Origin of the sequence: Neobacillus sp. WH10 (assembly GCF_030123405.1) — a bacterium.
GTDB lineage: Bacteria > Bacillota > Bacilli > Bacillales > Cytobacillaceae > Neobacillus.
On record NZ_CP126110.1, the window covers coordinates 1,151,655 to 1,167,567 of the forward strand.

General features: G+C 42.7%; 13 protein-coding genes. All 13 read left to right on the top strand.

Going from position 1 to position 15,913, the window contains the following annotated elements; all coding sequences use genetic code 11:
* The first annotated feature begins 486 nt into the window (after positions 1 to 486).
* The 13 genes from QNH20_RS05295 (at position 487) to QNH20_RS05355 (ending at position 15,785) form a co-directional block, all read left to right on the top strand.
* Positions 487 to 1,845 carry an MFS transporter gene (locus QNH20_RS05295; RefSeq protein ID WP_283921863.1) on the top strand — a complete coding sequence of 453 codons (1,359 nt, stop codon included), beginning with the start codon at positions 487 to 489 and terminating at the stop codon, positions 1,843 to 1,845.
* Positions 1,846 to 2,098: 253 nt separating this feature from the next.
* Positions 2,099 to 4,297, top strand: a complete 2,199-nt coding sequence (locus QNH20_RS05300) for a helix-turn-helix domain-containing protein (RefSeq protein ID WP_481858094.1) — start codon at positions 2,099 to 2,101, stop codon at positions 4,295 to 4,297.
* A gap of 270 nt (positions 4,298 to 4,567) precedes the next feature.
* Positions 4,568 to 5,422 carry a 3-hydroxyacyl-CoA dehydrogenase family protein gene (locus QNH20_RS05305; RefSeq protein ID WP_283921865.1) on the top strand — a complete coding sequence of 285 codons (855 nt, stop codon included), beginning with the start codon at positions 4,568 to 4,570 and terminating at the stop codon, positions 5,420 to 5,422.
* 18 nt (positions 5,423 to 5,440) lie between these two features.
* The gene (locus tag QNH20_RS05310) at positions 5,441 to 6,220 is read left to right on the top strand and encodes an enoyl-CoA hydratase/isomerase family protein (RefSeq protein ID WP_283921866.1); all 780 of its coding nucleotides are present in this window, start codon (positions 5,441 to 5,443) and stop codon (positions 6,218 to 6,220) included.
* Between the two features lie 34 nt (positions 6,221 to 6,254).
* A complete protein-coding gene (locus QNH20_RS05315; RefSeq protein ID WP_283921867.1) occupies positions 6,255 to 7,433 on the top strand; it encodes an acetyl-CoA C-acetyltransferase in 1,179 nt (392 codons plus the stop codon).
* A 103-nt stretch (positions 7,434 to 7,536) separates the two neighbouring features.
* Positions 7,537 to 9,081, top strand: a complete 1,545-nt coding sequence (locus QNH20_RS05320) for a class I adenylate-forming enzyme family protein (RefSeq protein ID WP_283921868.1) — start codon at positions 7,537 to 7,539, stop codon at positions 9,079 to 9,081.
* 38 nt (positions 9,082 to 9,119) lie between these two features.
* On the top strand, positions 9,120 to 9,536 hold the full coding sequence (locus QNH20_RS05325) for an acyl-CoA thioesterase (protein ID WP_283921869.1): 417 nt from the start codon (positions 9,120 to 9,122) through the stop codon (positions 9,534 to 9,536).
* A 4-nt stretch (positions 9,537 to 9,540) separates the two neighbouring features.
* Positions 9,541 to 11,247 carry an acyl-CoA dehydrogenase FadE gene (locus QNH20_RS05330; RefSeq protein WP_283921870.1) on the top strand — a complete coding sequence of 569 codons (1,707 nt, stop codon included), beginning with the start codon at positions 9,541 to 9,543 and terminating at the stop codon, positions 11,245 to 11,247.
* Between the two features lie 56 nt (positions 11,248 to 11,303).
* Complete coding sequence (locus tag QNH20_RS05335; RefSeq protein ID WP_283921871.1) at positions 11,304 to 12,533, top strand: FAD-dependent oxidoreductase; 1,230 nt, start codon at positions 11,304 to 11,306, stop codon at positions 12,531 to 12,533.
* 69 nt (positions 12,534 to 12,602) lie between these two features.
* Entirely contained in the window at positions 12,603 to 13,160 is a 558-nt protein-coding gene (locus QNH20_RS05340; RefSeq protein ID WP_283921872.1) for a hypothetical protein, read from the top strand.
* 53 nt (positions 13,161 to 13,213) lie between these two features.
* Positions 13,214 to 14,158 (top strand): fumarylacetoacetate hydrolase family protein, encoded by a 945-nt coding sequence (locus tag QNH20_RS05345; protein WP_283921873.1) that lies wholly within the window; start codon positions 13,214 to 13,216, stop codon positions 14,156 to 14,158.
* On the top strand, positions 14,155 to 14,658 hold the full coding sequence (locus QNH20_RS05350; protein ID WP_283921874.1) for a DinB family protein: 504 nt from the start codon (positions 14,155 to 14,157) through the stop codon (positions 14,656 to 14,658). The genes QNH20_RS05345 and QNH20_RS05350 overlap by 4 nt, the downstream gene beginning before the upstream one ends.
* Before the next feature lie 14 nt (positions 14,659 to 14,672).
* Positions 14,673 to 15,785, top strand: coding sequence for a cupin domain-containing protein (locus QNH20_RS05355; RefSeq protein ID WP_283921875.1), 1,113 nt, complete (start codon positions 14,673 to 14,675; stop codon positions 15,783 to 15,785).
* Positions 15,786 to 15,913 lie beyond the last annotated feature (128 nt).

A 15,913-nucleotide genomic window follows, 5' to 3' on the forward strand; every position in this document is an offset into this window, starting at 1 on the left:
AGGGCTTGCAAACCATGTACCTTGGGTATTAGTCATAGTTTCCACAAGTTATCGACGACCTTTACGGATTTTGCTCCATACTCATATAACTGTGGCATATAGAACAAATGATACTGGTTGGAAGGTGCTACTTATGAAGTTTTATCACTAATTCCCTTTAGGGTGTTTATAATCATCGTTCTGCAATGTAAAGATAAAGATAAGAACTTTTGAACACGCTAAATGCGTGTTTTTTCTCTTACTAAAGGATATGCTTGTCTAAGTCAATAGGTCCATCATTATGATGAAATGGAGTAAGTCCACATTATAAACGAAAATTGATTTTCTTTTTCCTACAAAAAGCGGCTAACAGTTTTTGATAGGAGTTAATATAATTTACATACGGAAAATTCAGAATATTAAAAAGGAAGGTGGGCTCACTTTTGAAAGGTTTATCCGGAATTCTTTGAAATAATTTAATTTTTTCCTACAAAGGAGGCGTTTAGGATGAAAAAAATCAACCCAATGAATGTGATTGATAGAAGCCGTATTCATTCATTTCATATCTGGTTCATATTTTGGCTGTTCATGGTGATTGCGTTTGATGGATATGATGTTGTGATTTATGGAGCTGCTGTTCCTTCTCTTATGAAGGAATGGGGAATATCACTCGTGACAGCAGGTGCAATAGGCAGCTATACGGCGATAGGAACAGCAATAGGTGCTATTATCTTTGGTATGTTGGCTGATAAGATTGGCCGTAAGAAAATCATATGGTTAACAACACTCGTATTCAGCCTATTTACATTCTTATCCGGTTTCGCGAATGGTCCCCTTATGTTTGCCATTGTCCGTATCATCGCTGGTTTTGGGTTAGGAGGAGTTATGCCTAATGTCATTGCCTTGGCAACAGAATTCTCGCCTAAAAGGGCTCGAACGGCTATTGTCTCTTTTATCTTTTGTGGATATTCAGTAGGGGCTTTAGTGGCAGCGCTTACAAGCAGGTCGCTTCTTCCGACAGCAGGCTGGGAACCTGTCTTTTGGCTGGGTGGCGTTCCGTTATTGTTTATTCCGTTTTTAATGAAAAGCATTCCAGAGTCCGTTGGTTTCCTTTTGGAGAAAGGCAAGGATGAGGATGCCAAAAAGGTTATTTCCAAGATAGATCCGAATTTAGGAGCAGAAAGGGCAATCGAATTTGTAAAGCCTGCAGCTAAGAAGCCTGGTTCTCCTGTTGTAAAGCTATTCGAGGAAAAGCGTGCGACAAGTACCATCATGTTCTGGATTTCCTGTTTTAGTGCTTTTGTTTTGATTTATTCCATGAATACATGGCTGCCGCGCCTTATGATGCAGTCCGGTTATGACCTAAGTTCAAGTCTTACGTTCACAGCTGTCATGCAAATAGGCGCCATTGTCGGAACAATTGTTTTTGGCCCATTGGTGGATAAGATCGGTTTTAAAAAGGTACTCGTCCCATTGTTTTTCTGTGGAGGAATTGCATTATCTCTCATAGGGTTCACGAACAGTATGTTTCTTGCCTTTATCTTCATCGCAGTAATTGGTGCTGCATCTGTCGGGCTGCAAAACATGTCGAACGCCTTTGTTTCTCAATATTATCCTAGTGGTATGCGTTCAACAGCAATAGGCAGCACAATGGCTTTTGGCCGTGTTGGCGGTATTGTCGCTCCTACTTTCGTCGGTATTCTCCTTTCGATGAATCTGATGCCTCAATATAATTTTGCGGCGATTGCGAGTGCTGCTGTACTTGGCGGTATCGCAATGCTTTTCGTTCAAGAGAAACATGGAAACTATTATAAAGAGAAAGAACAGTTAGAAGAGAAAAATGAAAATTTGACGATAGCCAAATAATCTTTACATGATCCCGGGGAAAAGATTTCTTCGGGATTTTAGAATGTTTGGAAAAGAAGAGAGGATAACTAACTTTATCAAATGGAATCGTTAGTTAATGTATGAAAAAGCTAAAAGATGTCCGTCTTAAATTCTAAAAATAGAAATAATTTCATATATTTCCTTTCTTATGATGCTTCTCTTCTTTTACAATAGATAGAAAAGGCAAAAAAGGAGGGGATCGTTTGTGGTTGACAACAAAAGGGATAAGTTAATGAAAAAAGTAGAAAATCATTTGCGTACTACATCACGTCAGCTGATTAAGATTGATACTGAAGAGGAGGCGCTCAAATACTTAACGGATTCCTTTTGTTCGGCACTATATTGCGACTTTGTAGCGGTGATTCTAAATGAAGGGGAAAAGTTTATACCAAAAGCATGGAGCGGGAATTTGTCTTCCTTAGCTTCATCCTTTCCTCTTTATTCCGATGAATGCTCTCCGAAACTCTTATTTCAAAGCCTGACGTACCAAACGGCAGATTCACTAATGGTGTGCCGCCTGGCTGAAATCTTGAAGAAGGCTGATGTGAAGACGTGGTTTACTGTCCCGCTAAAAGACGACATCCAGCATTTTGGTTTTTGTATCGTTGGTTTTTTGAGTTACGTCCCTCTTTTGGATATGGAAACACCATTTGAGGAGTTTGGAAAAGACATCGCTGTAGCTATGGCTGTGGCAAGGCAAAAAGAAGCTCAGCTTAGAAAAATCGAAGGATTTGAATGGATTAGTAAGAACATTTCGCTTGATGCCCCATTAGAACAGCATATAGCTGAGTTAACTTCCAAAGCTGGAATAGGAACAAATGCTGACTTTGCATGTATTTATCTTTTTAACGAGAAAGAAGACTGCTTTGTTTTTCAACCTCCCTCATATGGAAAAATGGATCGTCCGCCAAAAATTATGGTTGAGGATAAATATGTACTCAAGGAACATTTTCCATTTCTTGAGACGATTAGCGGTTGCCAAATGACAGTTCCATTGGTTATCGACTTGAAAACAATTGGGGTTCTTCATATTGAAAACAAACGTGAAGGGGTCTTTACGGAAGAGGACTTAAAAGTACTAGAGATGCTGGCGAACCACATCGCTACGATACTTGATAATGCCCGGTTATATAATAGTGAGAAAGAACATAAACAACGTCTCCATTTTCTTTTAGATTACCAACAAGCATTGCTGAAGGAAACTGCCGTAGATAACAACTTTGAAGGGATCACGACAATGCTTGGCCGTTTGTTTCAGGATTCCGTTATCGTTTTTAATAGGTTTATGCAGCCAATTTCATATAACACCGATGAGACTGAGGCTGGAAGCCAACTCATCGAGCAACTGGCTGAATTGGCAAGAGAAGAGCGAGGAAAACAAAGAGTTACCGATGCTTTCCATGTGAGCGACCCTCAAGATGTCAGATATTGCTTTTCATTCTGGATGATCAATGGGAGCGGAAGCTTACTAGGCTATCTGGCAGTCCGTAGACTTAGAGGAGAAATGGATGAATTTGATCAATTGACGGTTGATTTGGGCAGAAACATCTGCTCCATCCAGTTTATCAAACAGAAGCTGGTTCTAGACACAAAAGAGCAGATGAAAGATAGCTTTATTAGCAAATTGTTGACGGAAAAAATCGAAGATCGCGACAGCATTTTGCAATATGCAAACTTGTACCAGTGGGATCTTTTCCGGAGCCACCGAATCGCTGTGTTATCCATTTCGCTTGGGGAGGAAGAATTAAAAGAAGGAAACCTTTTGGAACAGCAGGCGAAAAAAAACCTTATTTGGGATTTAATCAGATCGCATCTCCCGGAGCTGGGAAGTGGGATTTTGGCTGCCTCCCATCAAGAGCAGCTGCTTTTGATTGTGCCAATTGATTTAGAGCATAACCGCCCCAAGCAATTTTGGGAATCGTTCTATCAGCACATCAAGAAATGGATTGACGTATCACCTGTTGCCTATAGTGTATTGGCAGGGATTGGCGGCAATACTCATACACTAGAAGACTATTACATAAGTTATCAGCAGGCTATACAGGCTCTAAACGTTTTAGCCAGCCGCTTTCGAAAAAATGGTTTCGCCCTGTTTGAAGATTTAGGATCGTATGTCATCCTGCATCAGCTCGATCATTGCCTCGCCGTAGATTTATTTATGACGAAACAGATTGGCCCTCTCATTAAATATTCGGAAGGGAAGAATATTGATTTGTACAACACCCTTCATGTATTTTTACAAAATAACGGAAATGTAACAAATACAGCAGAAGAACTGTATATTCATAGGAGCTCACTACTGTACCGACTTGAAAAAATCGAATCACTCCTATCTGCTGATTTAAATGATGCTGAAGTACGATTCAATTTAATGATGGCCCTTAAGCTTTACGAGATGTATGGGAATAAAATAGGTCAAGATCTATGGTAATACAATAAATGGAAAAAGCTGAATTTTCCCTCGTTCAGGAGAATTCAGCTTTTTTAAATGATAAGCATACAGAATTGACTTCGAGAATTTTCCAGCTCCAGTGCCCAAATTTGTAGTAAGAAATGCCAGCACTTGAAACAGTACCAGTTAACCCTGAAAATTGTACGAAAAGCATATGTGTTTTTCCTACATTGTGTAGGTACAATCAAATTCGATATAGGGATATAATCTATTTACAGAAAATTTTTAAAAGTTAGGCAGGGGAAGAGAATGACTATTCAAACAATTGGTGTTGTAGGTGCAGGTTCTATGGGGTCAGGTATTGCAAACCTGGCGGCAATAAATGGATTTACAGTCGTTTTACATGATATTGAGGAACGTTTCTTAGACAATGCCATACAACGTATGAATGGATTTATGGCTAAAAGTGTGGCAAGAGGAAAGATGACGGAAGAAGATCAACAAAAGGCACTCGCCCGGATTCGAACGACTACCCATCTCGAGGACATGAAAGAAGCAGATGTGGTTATTGAAGCAGTACTCGAAAATTTAGAGTTGAAGAAGGAGATCTTCTCTAAGCTCGACCGAATCGTTGCAGAAGGGGTGATCCTTGCAACCAATACATCTTCCATGTCCATCACAGAGATTGCTTCCGCAACGAATCGGCCGGAACGTGTAGCAGGCATGCATTTCTTTAATCCTGCACAGCTTATGAAGCTCGTCGAGGTAGTACGCGGCTATCGGACAAGCGATGAAACCGTTAACGAACTGAAAGCGCTATCCAAGCAGCTTTCTAAAGAGTCAGTGGAAGTAAAGAAGGATTCCCCGGGCTTTATTGTCAACCGAATTATGATTCCACAATTCATTGAGGCAATCAAATTGCTGGAAGAAGGTGTCGCTTCCGCGGAGGATATTGACAAAGCGGTTACGCTTGGCTTGAACTACCCGATGGGTCCGTTTACACTCCAGGATTTTGCTGGTGTCGATATCGGCTACCATGTGATGGAGTATTTCAAACAAGAATTAAATAACGACCAGTATGCCCCGCCTCTGCTTCTAAAACAGCTGGTTAGAGCAGGCAGGCTGGGCAAAAAGACAGGTGCAGGATTTTATGAATATGAATAAAAAATGGAGGATTAAGCTATGAACTATGAGTTTTTATTGTGTGAAATAGAAAATAGAATCGCAATCGTAACCATCAATCGGCCGCCGGTCAACCCGTTGAATACACAAGTTTTTAATGAGCTCTCCCATTTGTTCGATGAACTTGAAGTCAATGATGAAGTGAGGGTGATTATCCTTACAGGAAACGGAGAGAAGGCGTTTGTTGCGGGTGCCGATATCAACGAAATGGCGGGACTGGATCTTGTCGGTGTCAACAAGATGAACAAGGTTTCACGGACGGTTTTTTCAAAAATTGACCATACAACGAAGCCGGTCATTGCGGCGATAAACGGGCTGGCTCTTGGCGGGGGCTTTGAACTTGCGCTCGCTTGTGATTTGCGCATCAGTTCTGACCGGGCCAAGTTTGCCTTTCCGGAAGTTGGATTGGGGATTATCCCTGGAGGTGGGGGTACCCAGCGTCTACAAAAGATTGTAGGCCAAGGTGTCGCAAAGGAATTGCTCTATTTCGGAGAAATGTTTGATGCAGAGCGTGCGCTCGATTTGCATATTGTCAACAAGGTAGTGCCTGCTGAGACATTACTTGAGACAGCAAAGGACTGGGCGCATAAATTGGCCCAGAAACCGCCTATAGCACTGCAAATGCTGAAAACTGCCGTGAATGTTGGCAGTAATACCGATCTCGAATCGGGTCTGATCATCGAAGGCACCTGCTTTGGCAATGCCTTCTCAACAGAGGATCGCAGAGAAGGCCTCCAAGCATTCGTTGAAAAAAGGAAGCCAGTCTATGTAGGGAGATAAAGGCATCACCACTATTCTGATGAGGTGAAAATATATGAAAGACATTATTTTATTGGAGGGAGCAAGGACCCCGTTTTCTGAAATTTCCGGATCATTTCGTGATATCAATGCTACTGATTTAGGGGTTATAGCCGCTAAGGAAGCAATAAAGAAAGCCAATATTTCCTCAGAGGATATCCATCAAGTTGTCTTTGGAAATGTACAGCAGTCTAGTAAAGATGCACATTTATTGGCAAGGCATGTTGGCTTAAAATCTGGCATTCCTATCAATGTCCCGGCCATAACGATTAACCGTCTTTGCGGCACCGGGATTGAGTCAATTCTAACAGCGGCACGCTACATCTTAACTGGAGAAGCCGATGTTGCACTTGCCGGGGGAACTGAGAACATGAGCCAGGTGCCACACGTAATCCGAGGGATGAGATGGGGCAGTCCTCTCGGTGCACCTCTTATGGAAGACTGGTTATGGGATGGCTTGTACGACACATATGGTAAATGCACGATGGGAGAAACCGCCGAGAATTTAGCCGTAAAATACAATCTGACTAGAGAAGAAGTAGACCAACATGCCCTCTCAAGCCACGAACGTGCTCTTTCGGCAAGGGAAAAGGGTTATCTAAAAGAGGAAATCGTTCCTGTTACGGTGTTAGAGAAAAAAGGTGAAAAGGTAATTGCAGAAGATGAACATATCCGCCAAACAAGTTTGGAAAAACTGACAAAGCTAAAGCCCCGCTTTGTCAAAAATGGCGTCGTCACCCCCGGTAGTGCAAGTGGCATGGTTGACGGGGCAGCGGCTGTTGTTTTAGCATCAAGCGATTATGCTGCTGAAAGAGGGTTAAAACCGCTGGCACGATTAGTCTCTTGGGACGCCGTGGGGGTAGAACCAAAGTATATGGGAATCGGTCCGGTTCCTGCTATTCAAAGTGCATTGAAAAAAGCGAATTTGACCTTGGCAGATTTAGACTTGATTGAAATTAATGAGGCATTTTCCGCCCAGTACTTGGCTTGTCAAAAGGAATTAGGTTTCGATCTTGACATCGGGAATGTAAATGGAGGAGCAATTGCCATTGGCCATCCGCTCGCAGCGAGCGGAACAAGAATTACCTTATCATTGATTTATGAATTGCGAAGACGTAATAAGAGGTATGGAGCATCAGCTGTTTGTATTGGCGGGGGTCAAGGGATTGCAGCCATCTGGGAAGTGCTGCCCTAAATAGATGCTAGGCAATAGGAGAGTTCCTCCTCCTTTTATGAACATGTTCCACAATTTAGGAGGGGCCAGTCTGTTATGAAGACGATAGAAAGTGAGTGTGAGTATGGAAAAGGACCAAAATCTATTGTCGGTATATGAGCTGTTAGAACATGTTGTATCAGTTCATGGAAAAAAAGAAGCTATATACGATCTACGTCAACGGAAAACGTACCAACAATTGAAAAACGATGCAGACCTTTTCGCAGCGGCACTAAAGAAACTAGGCATAAGGAAAGCAGATCATATCGCCGTTTCTTTGCCAAACTGGTACGAAACAGTCGTCATCTACTTTGCTGCAGCTAAAGTAGGAGCGGTTGTCATCCCTTTTAACCCGAAATATAAGTCCCATGAAGTGGACTATATATTGAAAAATTCTTCACCAAAGCTATTAATCGCCACTGAAGAATTTGAACACAATTTTGGTTTTAATGAAGCACTCCATATGGTGCAGAAAGCTGTTACTGTACGATTCAAGCACAAAAATCTTCACTCATACGAAGAGTTAGTAAGTCTAAAAGAGCATGAAACGGAAATGGCTAATATCGATGTAAACCACGATCTGTTTTGCCTATTGTATACCTCAGGGACTACAGGAACACCTAAAGGAGTAATGGTTACTCATCGTAGTGTTGTGCAATCAGCCCGGACAATTGGGAGAGGAATGCTCTGCACGCAAGACGATGTTTTCATTATTTCAGCTCCTCTTTTTCATATTTTTGGCATGGCCATCAACATGTTGTGTGCTGCCGCTGTCGGATCCCGAATGATCCTTCAGGAAAGATTTCATCCGAGTGAAACCTTGGAGCTAATTGAAAAAGAAAAAGTGACGATTCAGCAAGGTGTCCCCACAATGTTTATCAAAGAATTAGAAGTGGAGGATTTTGATCGGTATGATTTGTCCACATTGCGTGCGGGACTCGTCGGTGCTTCTCCTATTCCAGCAAAAAAGGTGAAGGAGATACGAGACCGTTTGGGCATCAACCTCTGCCAATCATTCGGGATAACTGAAACGGTTTCTGTTACGATGACTCCTTACGGTGATACCGAACAAAACGTAACCGAAACGCTTGGAAAAGCTATTCCAGGGGTATCACTAAGAATTGTCGATGAAAATAGGGCACTACTCCCTCCTGGGGAAGTAGGGGAAATCGCCATCAAGAGTTTTGGGATGATGAAAGGTTATTATCGAATGCTGGAGCAGACAGAGCAGGTCTTGGACGATGAAGGGTGGTTTTACTCTGGCGATCTGGGTACTCTCGATCAGGAGGGCTATTTACGGTTCGTCGGGCGAAAAAAGGAAATGATTATTCGCGGGGGTCTGAACATCTACCCTCAAGAAATTGAAGCGGTGCTAATGAAGCATCCGAAAGTAATGGAAGCCGCAGTCGTCGGCCTTCCAGATGATGTCCTTGGCGAAGTAGTATGTGCCGTCATTCGGCTGAAAAATGGAAATGTAAGTTCGGAAGAAGAAATCAAATCCTATCTTAAAGATCAAATAGCCATTTATAAGATCCCAGCGAAGGTCCTATTTACAGCCGAATTTCCAGTGACAGCCAGTGGGAAAATCCAAAAGTTGAAACTTCGGGACCAAGTAGCCTCGAGACAATAGCCAACGGTATGTGGAATAGTAGAGGAGTGAAAAGGTAGATGGAAGAATATCACTTTCAGGTAAGGTGGGGCGACACCGATGCAGCAGGCATCGTGTTTTATCCCAATTTTTATAAGTGGATGGATGAAGCAACTCATGAATTTTTGACGAAAATCGGTTCTCCTTCTTCTAAACTTTACACGGAACAACAGATTGGCGTGCCATTGCTCGAAGCAACATGCAAGTTCATGTCTCCTCTGTTTTTTGAAGATCATGTAGTTGTTCAGAGTACAGTCAAAGAATTGCATAATAAAGTCTTTAAAATTCAGCATGTTTTTGTAAAAGGGGTAAAGACGGTTGCAGAAGGTTATGAAATTCGGGCATGGACTTCTTTTAAAGGAAAAGCAAAAGCGTATCCAATCCCTGAGGACATTCGCAGGAAAATGATGCAACAGACAGAAACAGTAGAGGGGTGAAGCGATGCTGACGAAAGAAAGGAGTAACAAGAACTTTTTAACCAATGATCTTTCACCAGAAGAAATCTTTACACCTGAGGATTTTAGTGATGAACATGAAATGGTAGTGGACTTGACTTATAAGTTTGTGACAAATGAAGTGATGCCTGAACTGACAAAGATTGAGGAACAGGATTTCTCGGAAACGGTTCGTTTGATGAAAAAGGCAGGAGGCCTTGGGCTCATTAGTGCCGACATTCCGATGGACGACGGCGGTTTAGAACTGGGAAAGGTAAGTGCCACCATTATTTCGGAAGTGATGGCCATTGGGCGCTCCTTTTCGATCACATTCGGCGGACAGACTGGCATAGGGGCACTTCCAATTGCGTATTTCGGAACAGAAATGCAAAAAAAGGCCTATCTTCCGGGGATCTTAACCGGTGAAAGAATTGCCGCCTATGCCTTGACAGAACCTTCCTCCGGTACGGATGCCATGAGTATAAAGACAACGGCAGTGTTATCAGATAATGGCGGCTTTTACATTTTAAATGGCGAAAAGCAGTGGATTACGAATGCTGCTTTTGCAAATATTTTTATCGTTTATGCGAAAGTAGCTGGGGGAAAATTAACGGCCTTTATCGTAGAGAAAAATTATGATGGCGTTTCTACCGGTTCAGAGGAGAAAAAAATGGGTTTAAAAGGGTCCTCTACTCGTTCGCTTATTTTAGAAAATGTGCAAGTACCTGTCGAAAATGTAATTGGGGAGGTCGGCCGAGGACATACGATTGCTTTTAATATTTTAAATATTGGTCGCCATAAACTCGCTGCTACCGCACTCGGAATCGCCAAACGAGCAATTGAACTTGGCGTTAAATATGCAAATGAACGACAGCAATTTGGGCAGAGGATTTCCAACTTTCCTTTAATAAAAAATAAAATCGCCGATATGGTGATCCACACATATGTAAATGAAAGTGCTGTATATAGAACAGCTGGTGCCATGCAAAGTGGTTTCAATGAGATGAAACAAACGGGTGCAAGTTTTGCCCAAACGATTGCACAGTATGCAGTGGAGTGTTCGATTAATAAAATCATGTCCACGGAAGTGCTGGATATAGTTGTTGATGAAACGCTACAGATTCATGGGGGCAACGGTTATATGACAGAATATGAAATTGAGACACTCTATCGCGATTCCAGGGTTTTCCGAATTTTCGAAGGGACGAATGAAATCAACAGAATTCTGATAGCCGATACCCTTTCAAAAGGCTATGACGCTAGACCTGAGATGAATATCAGAGAGGAAGAAGGCCCTCTTCAGCGGGAGATGTTAACGCTAGAGCTATTGAAAAATCTATATCATGCCGCAATGGAAGCTTTCCAAAAGAATAGCCTTAGTCATTTTAACGAAGAACAGGAAACAGCAGCTTTCATTGCTGATCTTGTGACCGGAATCTATGCCGCCGAGAGTTCCATACTAAGGACACTAAAGGCTGTAAAGACCACGGGTGAAGAACGAAACCGTCAAAAACTTGATTGTACAAAGGTATACATTCATCAAACCTCCCAGCAAATTGCTTTAAGGGCACTTAACATGATTGACCATCTTGGAGAAGAAGATAGGTTTGTCCTAATAACCGGGCGGCTAATCAGGAGCAGTCAAGGGGACTTTATCAAAACCAAGAGAAGAATCGCTGACTTTGTGATAAATGCTGACAAGTACAAATGTTAATCGATTTTTGAAATTCATATGACGGATAGAATTCTATCCATAAAGGAGCGGTATTCATGGCAAAAGAAAATCAATACGATGCGATTGTCGTCGGCGCCGGGCCAGTAGGACTTGTTGCAGGGCTTGCTTTACAAAAAAAGGGGATATCTACTTTAGTAGTGGAAGCAGACCCATTCGGCCGCCCGCGTCCAGGAAGCAGGGCTATTTATTTGCACAGTGCCACATTAAAACTTCTTGAGGAAACTTCCAAAGGTCTTGGTTTTACACTAGCCCGAAACGGCGTCATTTGGCCCATCAAACGAACTCTCTACAAAGGAAAAGAAGTATATGTACGTAATTACGGAAAAACCGATCACACCGATCCAAACAAATTGCCTCATTTTACCTCCCTCCATCAAGATGAAATTGAAAAGCATGTGTATGAGGCTTGTGTGGAAGCAGGAGTTGAATTTATTTGGAATTCTCCGGTAGAGAAATTAGATATTACAGACGCTGGAGTGAAATTAACCACTAAATCGGGTGAAACCTGGGATGCGCATTACATTATCGGTTGTGATGGTGCACGTTCAGTTATCAGAGAGCAGGCTGGATTAAAGTTAGAAGGTCCACGTACAGCAGATACATTCCTTGTTGTTGATACAAAAGAGGATGAAGAGAATCCCCTTCCTTTAGAGCGAATCTTTCATTATCAACATCCGGCAATGGGTGGAAGAAACGTCATGTTTGTTCCATTTAAAGGTGGATGGCGTATTGACCTGCAGCTGCTTGAGTCTGATCGACCAGAAGATTATATCGATATAGAAAGTGTCAAGAAGTGGCTGCCAAAAGTAATGGATGCGAAATATGCCGAGCAGATCACATGGGTGTCTTCCTATCGTTTCCATCAAGTTGTTGCAAATTCGTTTACCGATTCTAAACGCCGTATTCTATTAGCTGGAGAAGCTGCTCATTTATTTGCACCATTTGGTGCGCGCGGACTAAATTCTGGTGTGCCAGATGCTATTGTTGCCATAAGAGGGATCGAGAAAGCATTACAATCTCGTTCTGAAGAAGAGCGGGCAGCAGCGATTGAAGCAGTTGCAGATGAGCGCCGCATTGCTGCCAAATGGAATCGTGATGCTTCAACCACTGCACTAAATCATCTCCAGGGGAATTCTCCTGAAATGAATATGAAGCGAGAAGTCGCAGCTTCCCTGGTATCGATTGTTCCAAGATTGGGAAGATGGCTGGATGAAGGACCGTATGGGCCAAAGTTCGGACCGCCTGAACTCACAACAAAATATTAGTCCTAGCAAAAGTGCAGGAAATAGATTTTGAGATTAATATTTCGGGCAATAGCAAAGGAGCGGAGTAAAATGGCGCTGGTGGAATTAATAAACGAAGAAAAGGATAGTCTGGGGGCTCGTTCCATGAATGAAATGGTGAAACGGCTAACAACCATTAACTGGTATAAGAACGTTGGACAGCAGAATATAGAAGCGGAGCAGAAAATAGACCAATTCATGAGTTCTCTTAACATTCATGAATATGAAATAAGGTGGATTTCAAGAGACCAAGTAACAAAAACGATTCTACGGCTTTCATTTGAAGGCAGTGCTTTCTGGGAAGCACTTAAGGAAGTGCCAGACCAGCTAAAGGAGAAAATCGTCCATGCCGGAAATGACACCCTTCTTGCTGATATGGTAGATAAAATACCTGAAGCGATCTTCCACGGAGCATATTCACAAGCATTCAACTTTTTTAGTGACGAGGAAGCCGTTCAATTTCTCGTTGGACATGCGATGTACGTTAGTGTTCTTGCATGTGCCGCTGAATTAACGGAGGGCAATAATACTTTCCTTCCCATTGTGGAATTACTTGAAGCAGGGCATTTACCCCTTGGTCCAGAAGGCGATATATTTTATCTCTTGTGAGCCATTTTTAGGGTATGGAAAGGGAATATAGATTTGAGGAAAGGGAGATCACGATGAAACTTGTTACGTTTACTCATAATGGAGAATCCAGGATTGCTGCTATAGAAAATCGGAAATTGATTGATCTTCATGCAGCGTTTAAAACCAAACTGACATCAGAAGGGAAACTTCGAGCTGCTCAAATTGCAGAAGCCTTTGTACCGAAGGATATGAATGGATTTTTGCAAGGGGGAACAGAAAGTCTAAAGCTGGCAAAAGAGGCTATCGCTTATGCACTTAAAAATGAAAGCTCGGTTCAACTAATTTTTGAAGAAGATGAAGTAAAAATGGAGGCACCGGTCCCATCCCCAGGAAAAATAGTTTGTGTTGGTCATAATTATCGTGAGCATATTTTGGAAATGAAACGGGAGCTGCCGCCGTATCCGCTCGTTTTTGCGAAGTTTGCTAATACCGTTATCGGTCCGCAAGATGATATTCCGTTTTATCCTATTTCCGAGCAGCTGGATTACGAAGCAGAATTCGCCTTTGTCATTGGGAAGCGAGCTCGAAATGTTACGCAGGAAGATGCCCTTGATTATGTAGCTGGATATACAATCGTCAACGATGTTACTTATCGTGACATTCAACGCCGTACACTTCAGTGGCTTCAAGGGAAAACAGTTGATGGGAGTGCTCCAATGGGCCCTTGGTTGATGACAGCTGATGAATTGACCGATCCATCTGGTTTGGATATTGTCTTAACGGTTAATGGAGAGAAACGTCAACACTCTAACACTGCAAATCTCGTTTTCTCTGTCCAATACCTGGTTGAATTTTTATCAGAGCTAATGACGCTCGAGCCGGGCGATGTCATCCTGACAGGGACTCCGGGGGGAGTAGGTGTCGCACAGAATCCGCAAAAATTCCTTAAAGATGGAGATCTCGTTCGTATTGAGGTCGATCAAGTAGGAGTGCTTGAAAATAGAGTAAAACTTACGACGGAGGTGCCTGTTGGATGAGCAAGCAGATACAAGTTAGTGCAATCGAATCGCTCCGTGAATCGATTGGTAAAATAGAAACGCTTGTAATGTCTCTTCCGGAAGAAACAATCCGTTGGAAACCATCGGAAGACGAATGGTCGATTATGCAAATCATGACACATATTGTTGAAGCCATTCCGTATTGGGGGAAAGAAATAAAGAATATTAAGTCACAGCCTGATCAACCATGGGGGCGAGGCCTGATAGATGAAGTACGATTACTGGCAGTCTCCAAAGAGAATGTAACAAACTTATCCGTAGAAATAGTTGTTCAACAACTCCATTCCATCCCTCCCACGGTTGAAAAGGTGCTAACAACATTGACAAGTGAAGATTTAGCTCTTAAGGCTCCAAGCCGCAATCCTCGTTTTGACGGCAAGCCGATTGAATTCATTGTTAACCACCTCATCGTAGAACATGCAGAAAAACATTACAGTCAGATGAAGCGAAATGTATCGAAATATAATCAGCAGCTGTAAAGGAGGGACAAGAAATGGCCGAAAAGAATACCTTTTTCGAAAGTGCACTCGTACAGGATTTTAACCGTGATCTTGAGCAGTATCATCTTGGCCCATTGTGGAATGCGATTCCTGATTTAATGAAACATACCCCTGAGCCGCATGCACAAGCATATCTTTGGAAACATGAATTACTGCATAAAAAATTGATGGAAGCGACACAAATTTTTACACCGGACCGTGGGGGAGAACGCCGGGCTATCTATTTACAGAACCCTGGGCTGAATTATAGAAAGCCTTGGGGTTGGGCATCGACTACACAAACGTTATATGCTGCTGTTCAATTAATCCTGCCGGGAGAGACTGCTCCTTCCCATCGTCATGTCCAGAATGCTCTCCGCTTTGTCATGGAGGGAGAAGGTGCTTACTCCATTGTCCAGGGAGAGCGTATTTTCATGGAACGTGGAGATTTCCTCACGACGCCAAATGGACTTTGGCATGGGCACGGTCATCCTGGTGATAAGCCGATGATATGGATGGATTGCCTTGACATCCCGACCATCTACTATCTTGGAGGGACGTTCTTTGAGCCGTATCCGGAAAAAATTGAACAGCCAAAGGTTCCGGACAATTATACTGCTCAACGCTACGAAGGTGGAATGGTCCGCCCTATTTCGGACCGTTATGAAAAAAAAGCTCCTCTTGGTTCATATAAGTGGTCGGGGACAGATGCGGCGATTAATGGTCTAAGCCGGTTTGAACCGGATGCCTTCGACGGCTATGCCGTTGAATACATTAACCCATCCAATGGGGAGACAGCGTGTCCAACCATAGCAGCTTGGATGCAAAAATTACCTGCAGGCTTTAAAGGAAAAGCCCATCGCCACACACATGCATCCGTTTATCACGTTCATGAGGGGGCAGGCTGCACTATCATAAATGGAATCCGTTTTGACTGGACTAAAGGTGATTTCTTTGTTGTGCCGAACTGGGCATGGCACGAACACATAGCGTCAGAAGACAGCTATCTGTTCTCTACTAACGACCTGCCGATTTTAGAGAAATTTGGGTTAGAACGCAAGCAGGAATACGATTACCATAACGGACATCAAATGATAACAGGAGAATTCGAGCCGGCTCTGCCATGATCCTGTTGTATCACGTGGTTCATAGCTGCCTTGTGATAGCCATTCTTAGAGAATAGGATGACCATCCTTGCGGGGGAAGAAGAATTTTTTTAATTCCTCCGTATCCGTAGGATGGAACGAGTTCATGT

Excerpts from the sequence above, each read along its gene's own strand:
- QNH20_RS05295 (WP_283921863.1), top strand. The coding sequence starts at position 487 with ATGAAAAAAATCAACCCAATGAATGTGATTGATAGAAGCCGTATTCAT.
- QNH20_RS05300 (WP_481858094.1), top strand. The coding sequence starts at position 2,099 with ATGAAAAAAGTAGAAAATCATTTGCGTACTACATCACGTCAGCTGATT.
- QNH20_RS05305 (WP_283921865.1), top strand. The coding sequence starts at position 4,568 with ATGACTATTCAAACAATTGGTGTTGTAGGTGCAGGTTCTATGGGGTCA.
- QNH20_RS05310 (WP_283921866.1), top strand. The coding sequence starts at position 5,441 with ATGAACTATGAGTTTTTATTGTGTGAAATAGAAAATAGAATCGCAATC.
- QNH20_RS05315 (WP_283921867.1), top strand. The coding sequence starts at position 6,255 with ATGAAAGACATTATTTTATTGGAGGGAGCAAGGACCCCGTTTTCTGAA.
- QNH20_RS05320 (WP_283921868.1), top strand. The coding sequence starts at position 7,537 with ATGGAAAAGGACCAAAATCTATTGTCGGTATATGAGCTGTTAGAACAT.
- QNH20_RS05325 (WP_283921869.1), top strand. The coding sequence starts at position 9,120 with ATGGAAGAATATCACTTTCAGGTAAGGTGGGGCGACACCGATGCAGCA.
- QNH20_RS05330 (WP_283921870.1), top strand. The coding sequence starts at position 9,541 with ATGCTGACGAAAGAAAGGAGTAACAAGAACTTTTTAACCAATGATCTT.
- QNH20_RS05335 (WP_283921871.1), top strand. The coding sequence starts at position 11,304 with ATGGCAAAAGAAAATCAATACGATGCGATTGTCGTCGGCGCCGGGCCA.
- QNH20_RS05340 (WP_283921872.1), top strand. The coding sequence starts at position 12,603 with ATGGCGCTGGTGGAATTAATAAACGAAGAAAAGGATAGTCTGGGGGCT.
- QNH20_RS05345 (WP_283921873.1), top strand. The coding sequence starts at position 13,214 with ATGAAACTTGTTACGTTTACTCATAATGGAGAATCCAGGATTGCTGCT.
- QNH20_RS05350 (WP_283921874.1), top strand. The coding sequence starts at position 14,155 with ATGAGCAAGCAGATACAAGTTAGTGCAATCGAATCGCTCCGTGAATCG.
- QNH20_RS05355 (WP_283921875.1), top strand. The coding sequence starts at position 14,673 with ATGGCCGAAAAGAATACCTTTTTCGAAAGTGCACTCGTACAGGATTTT.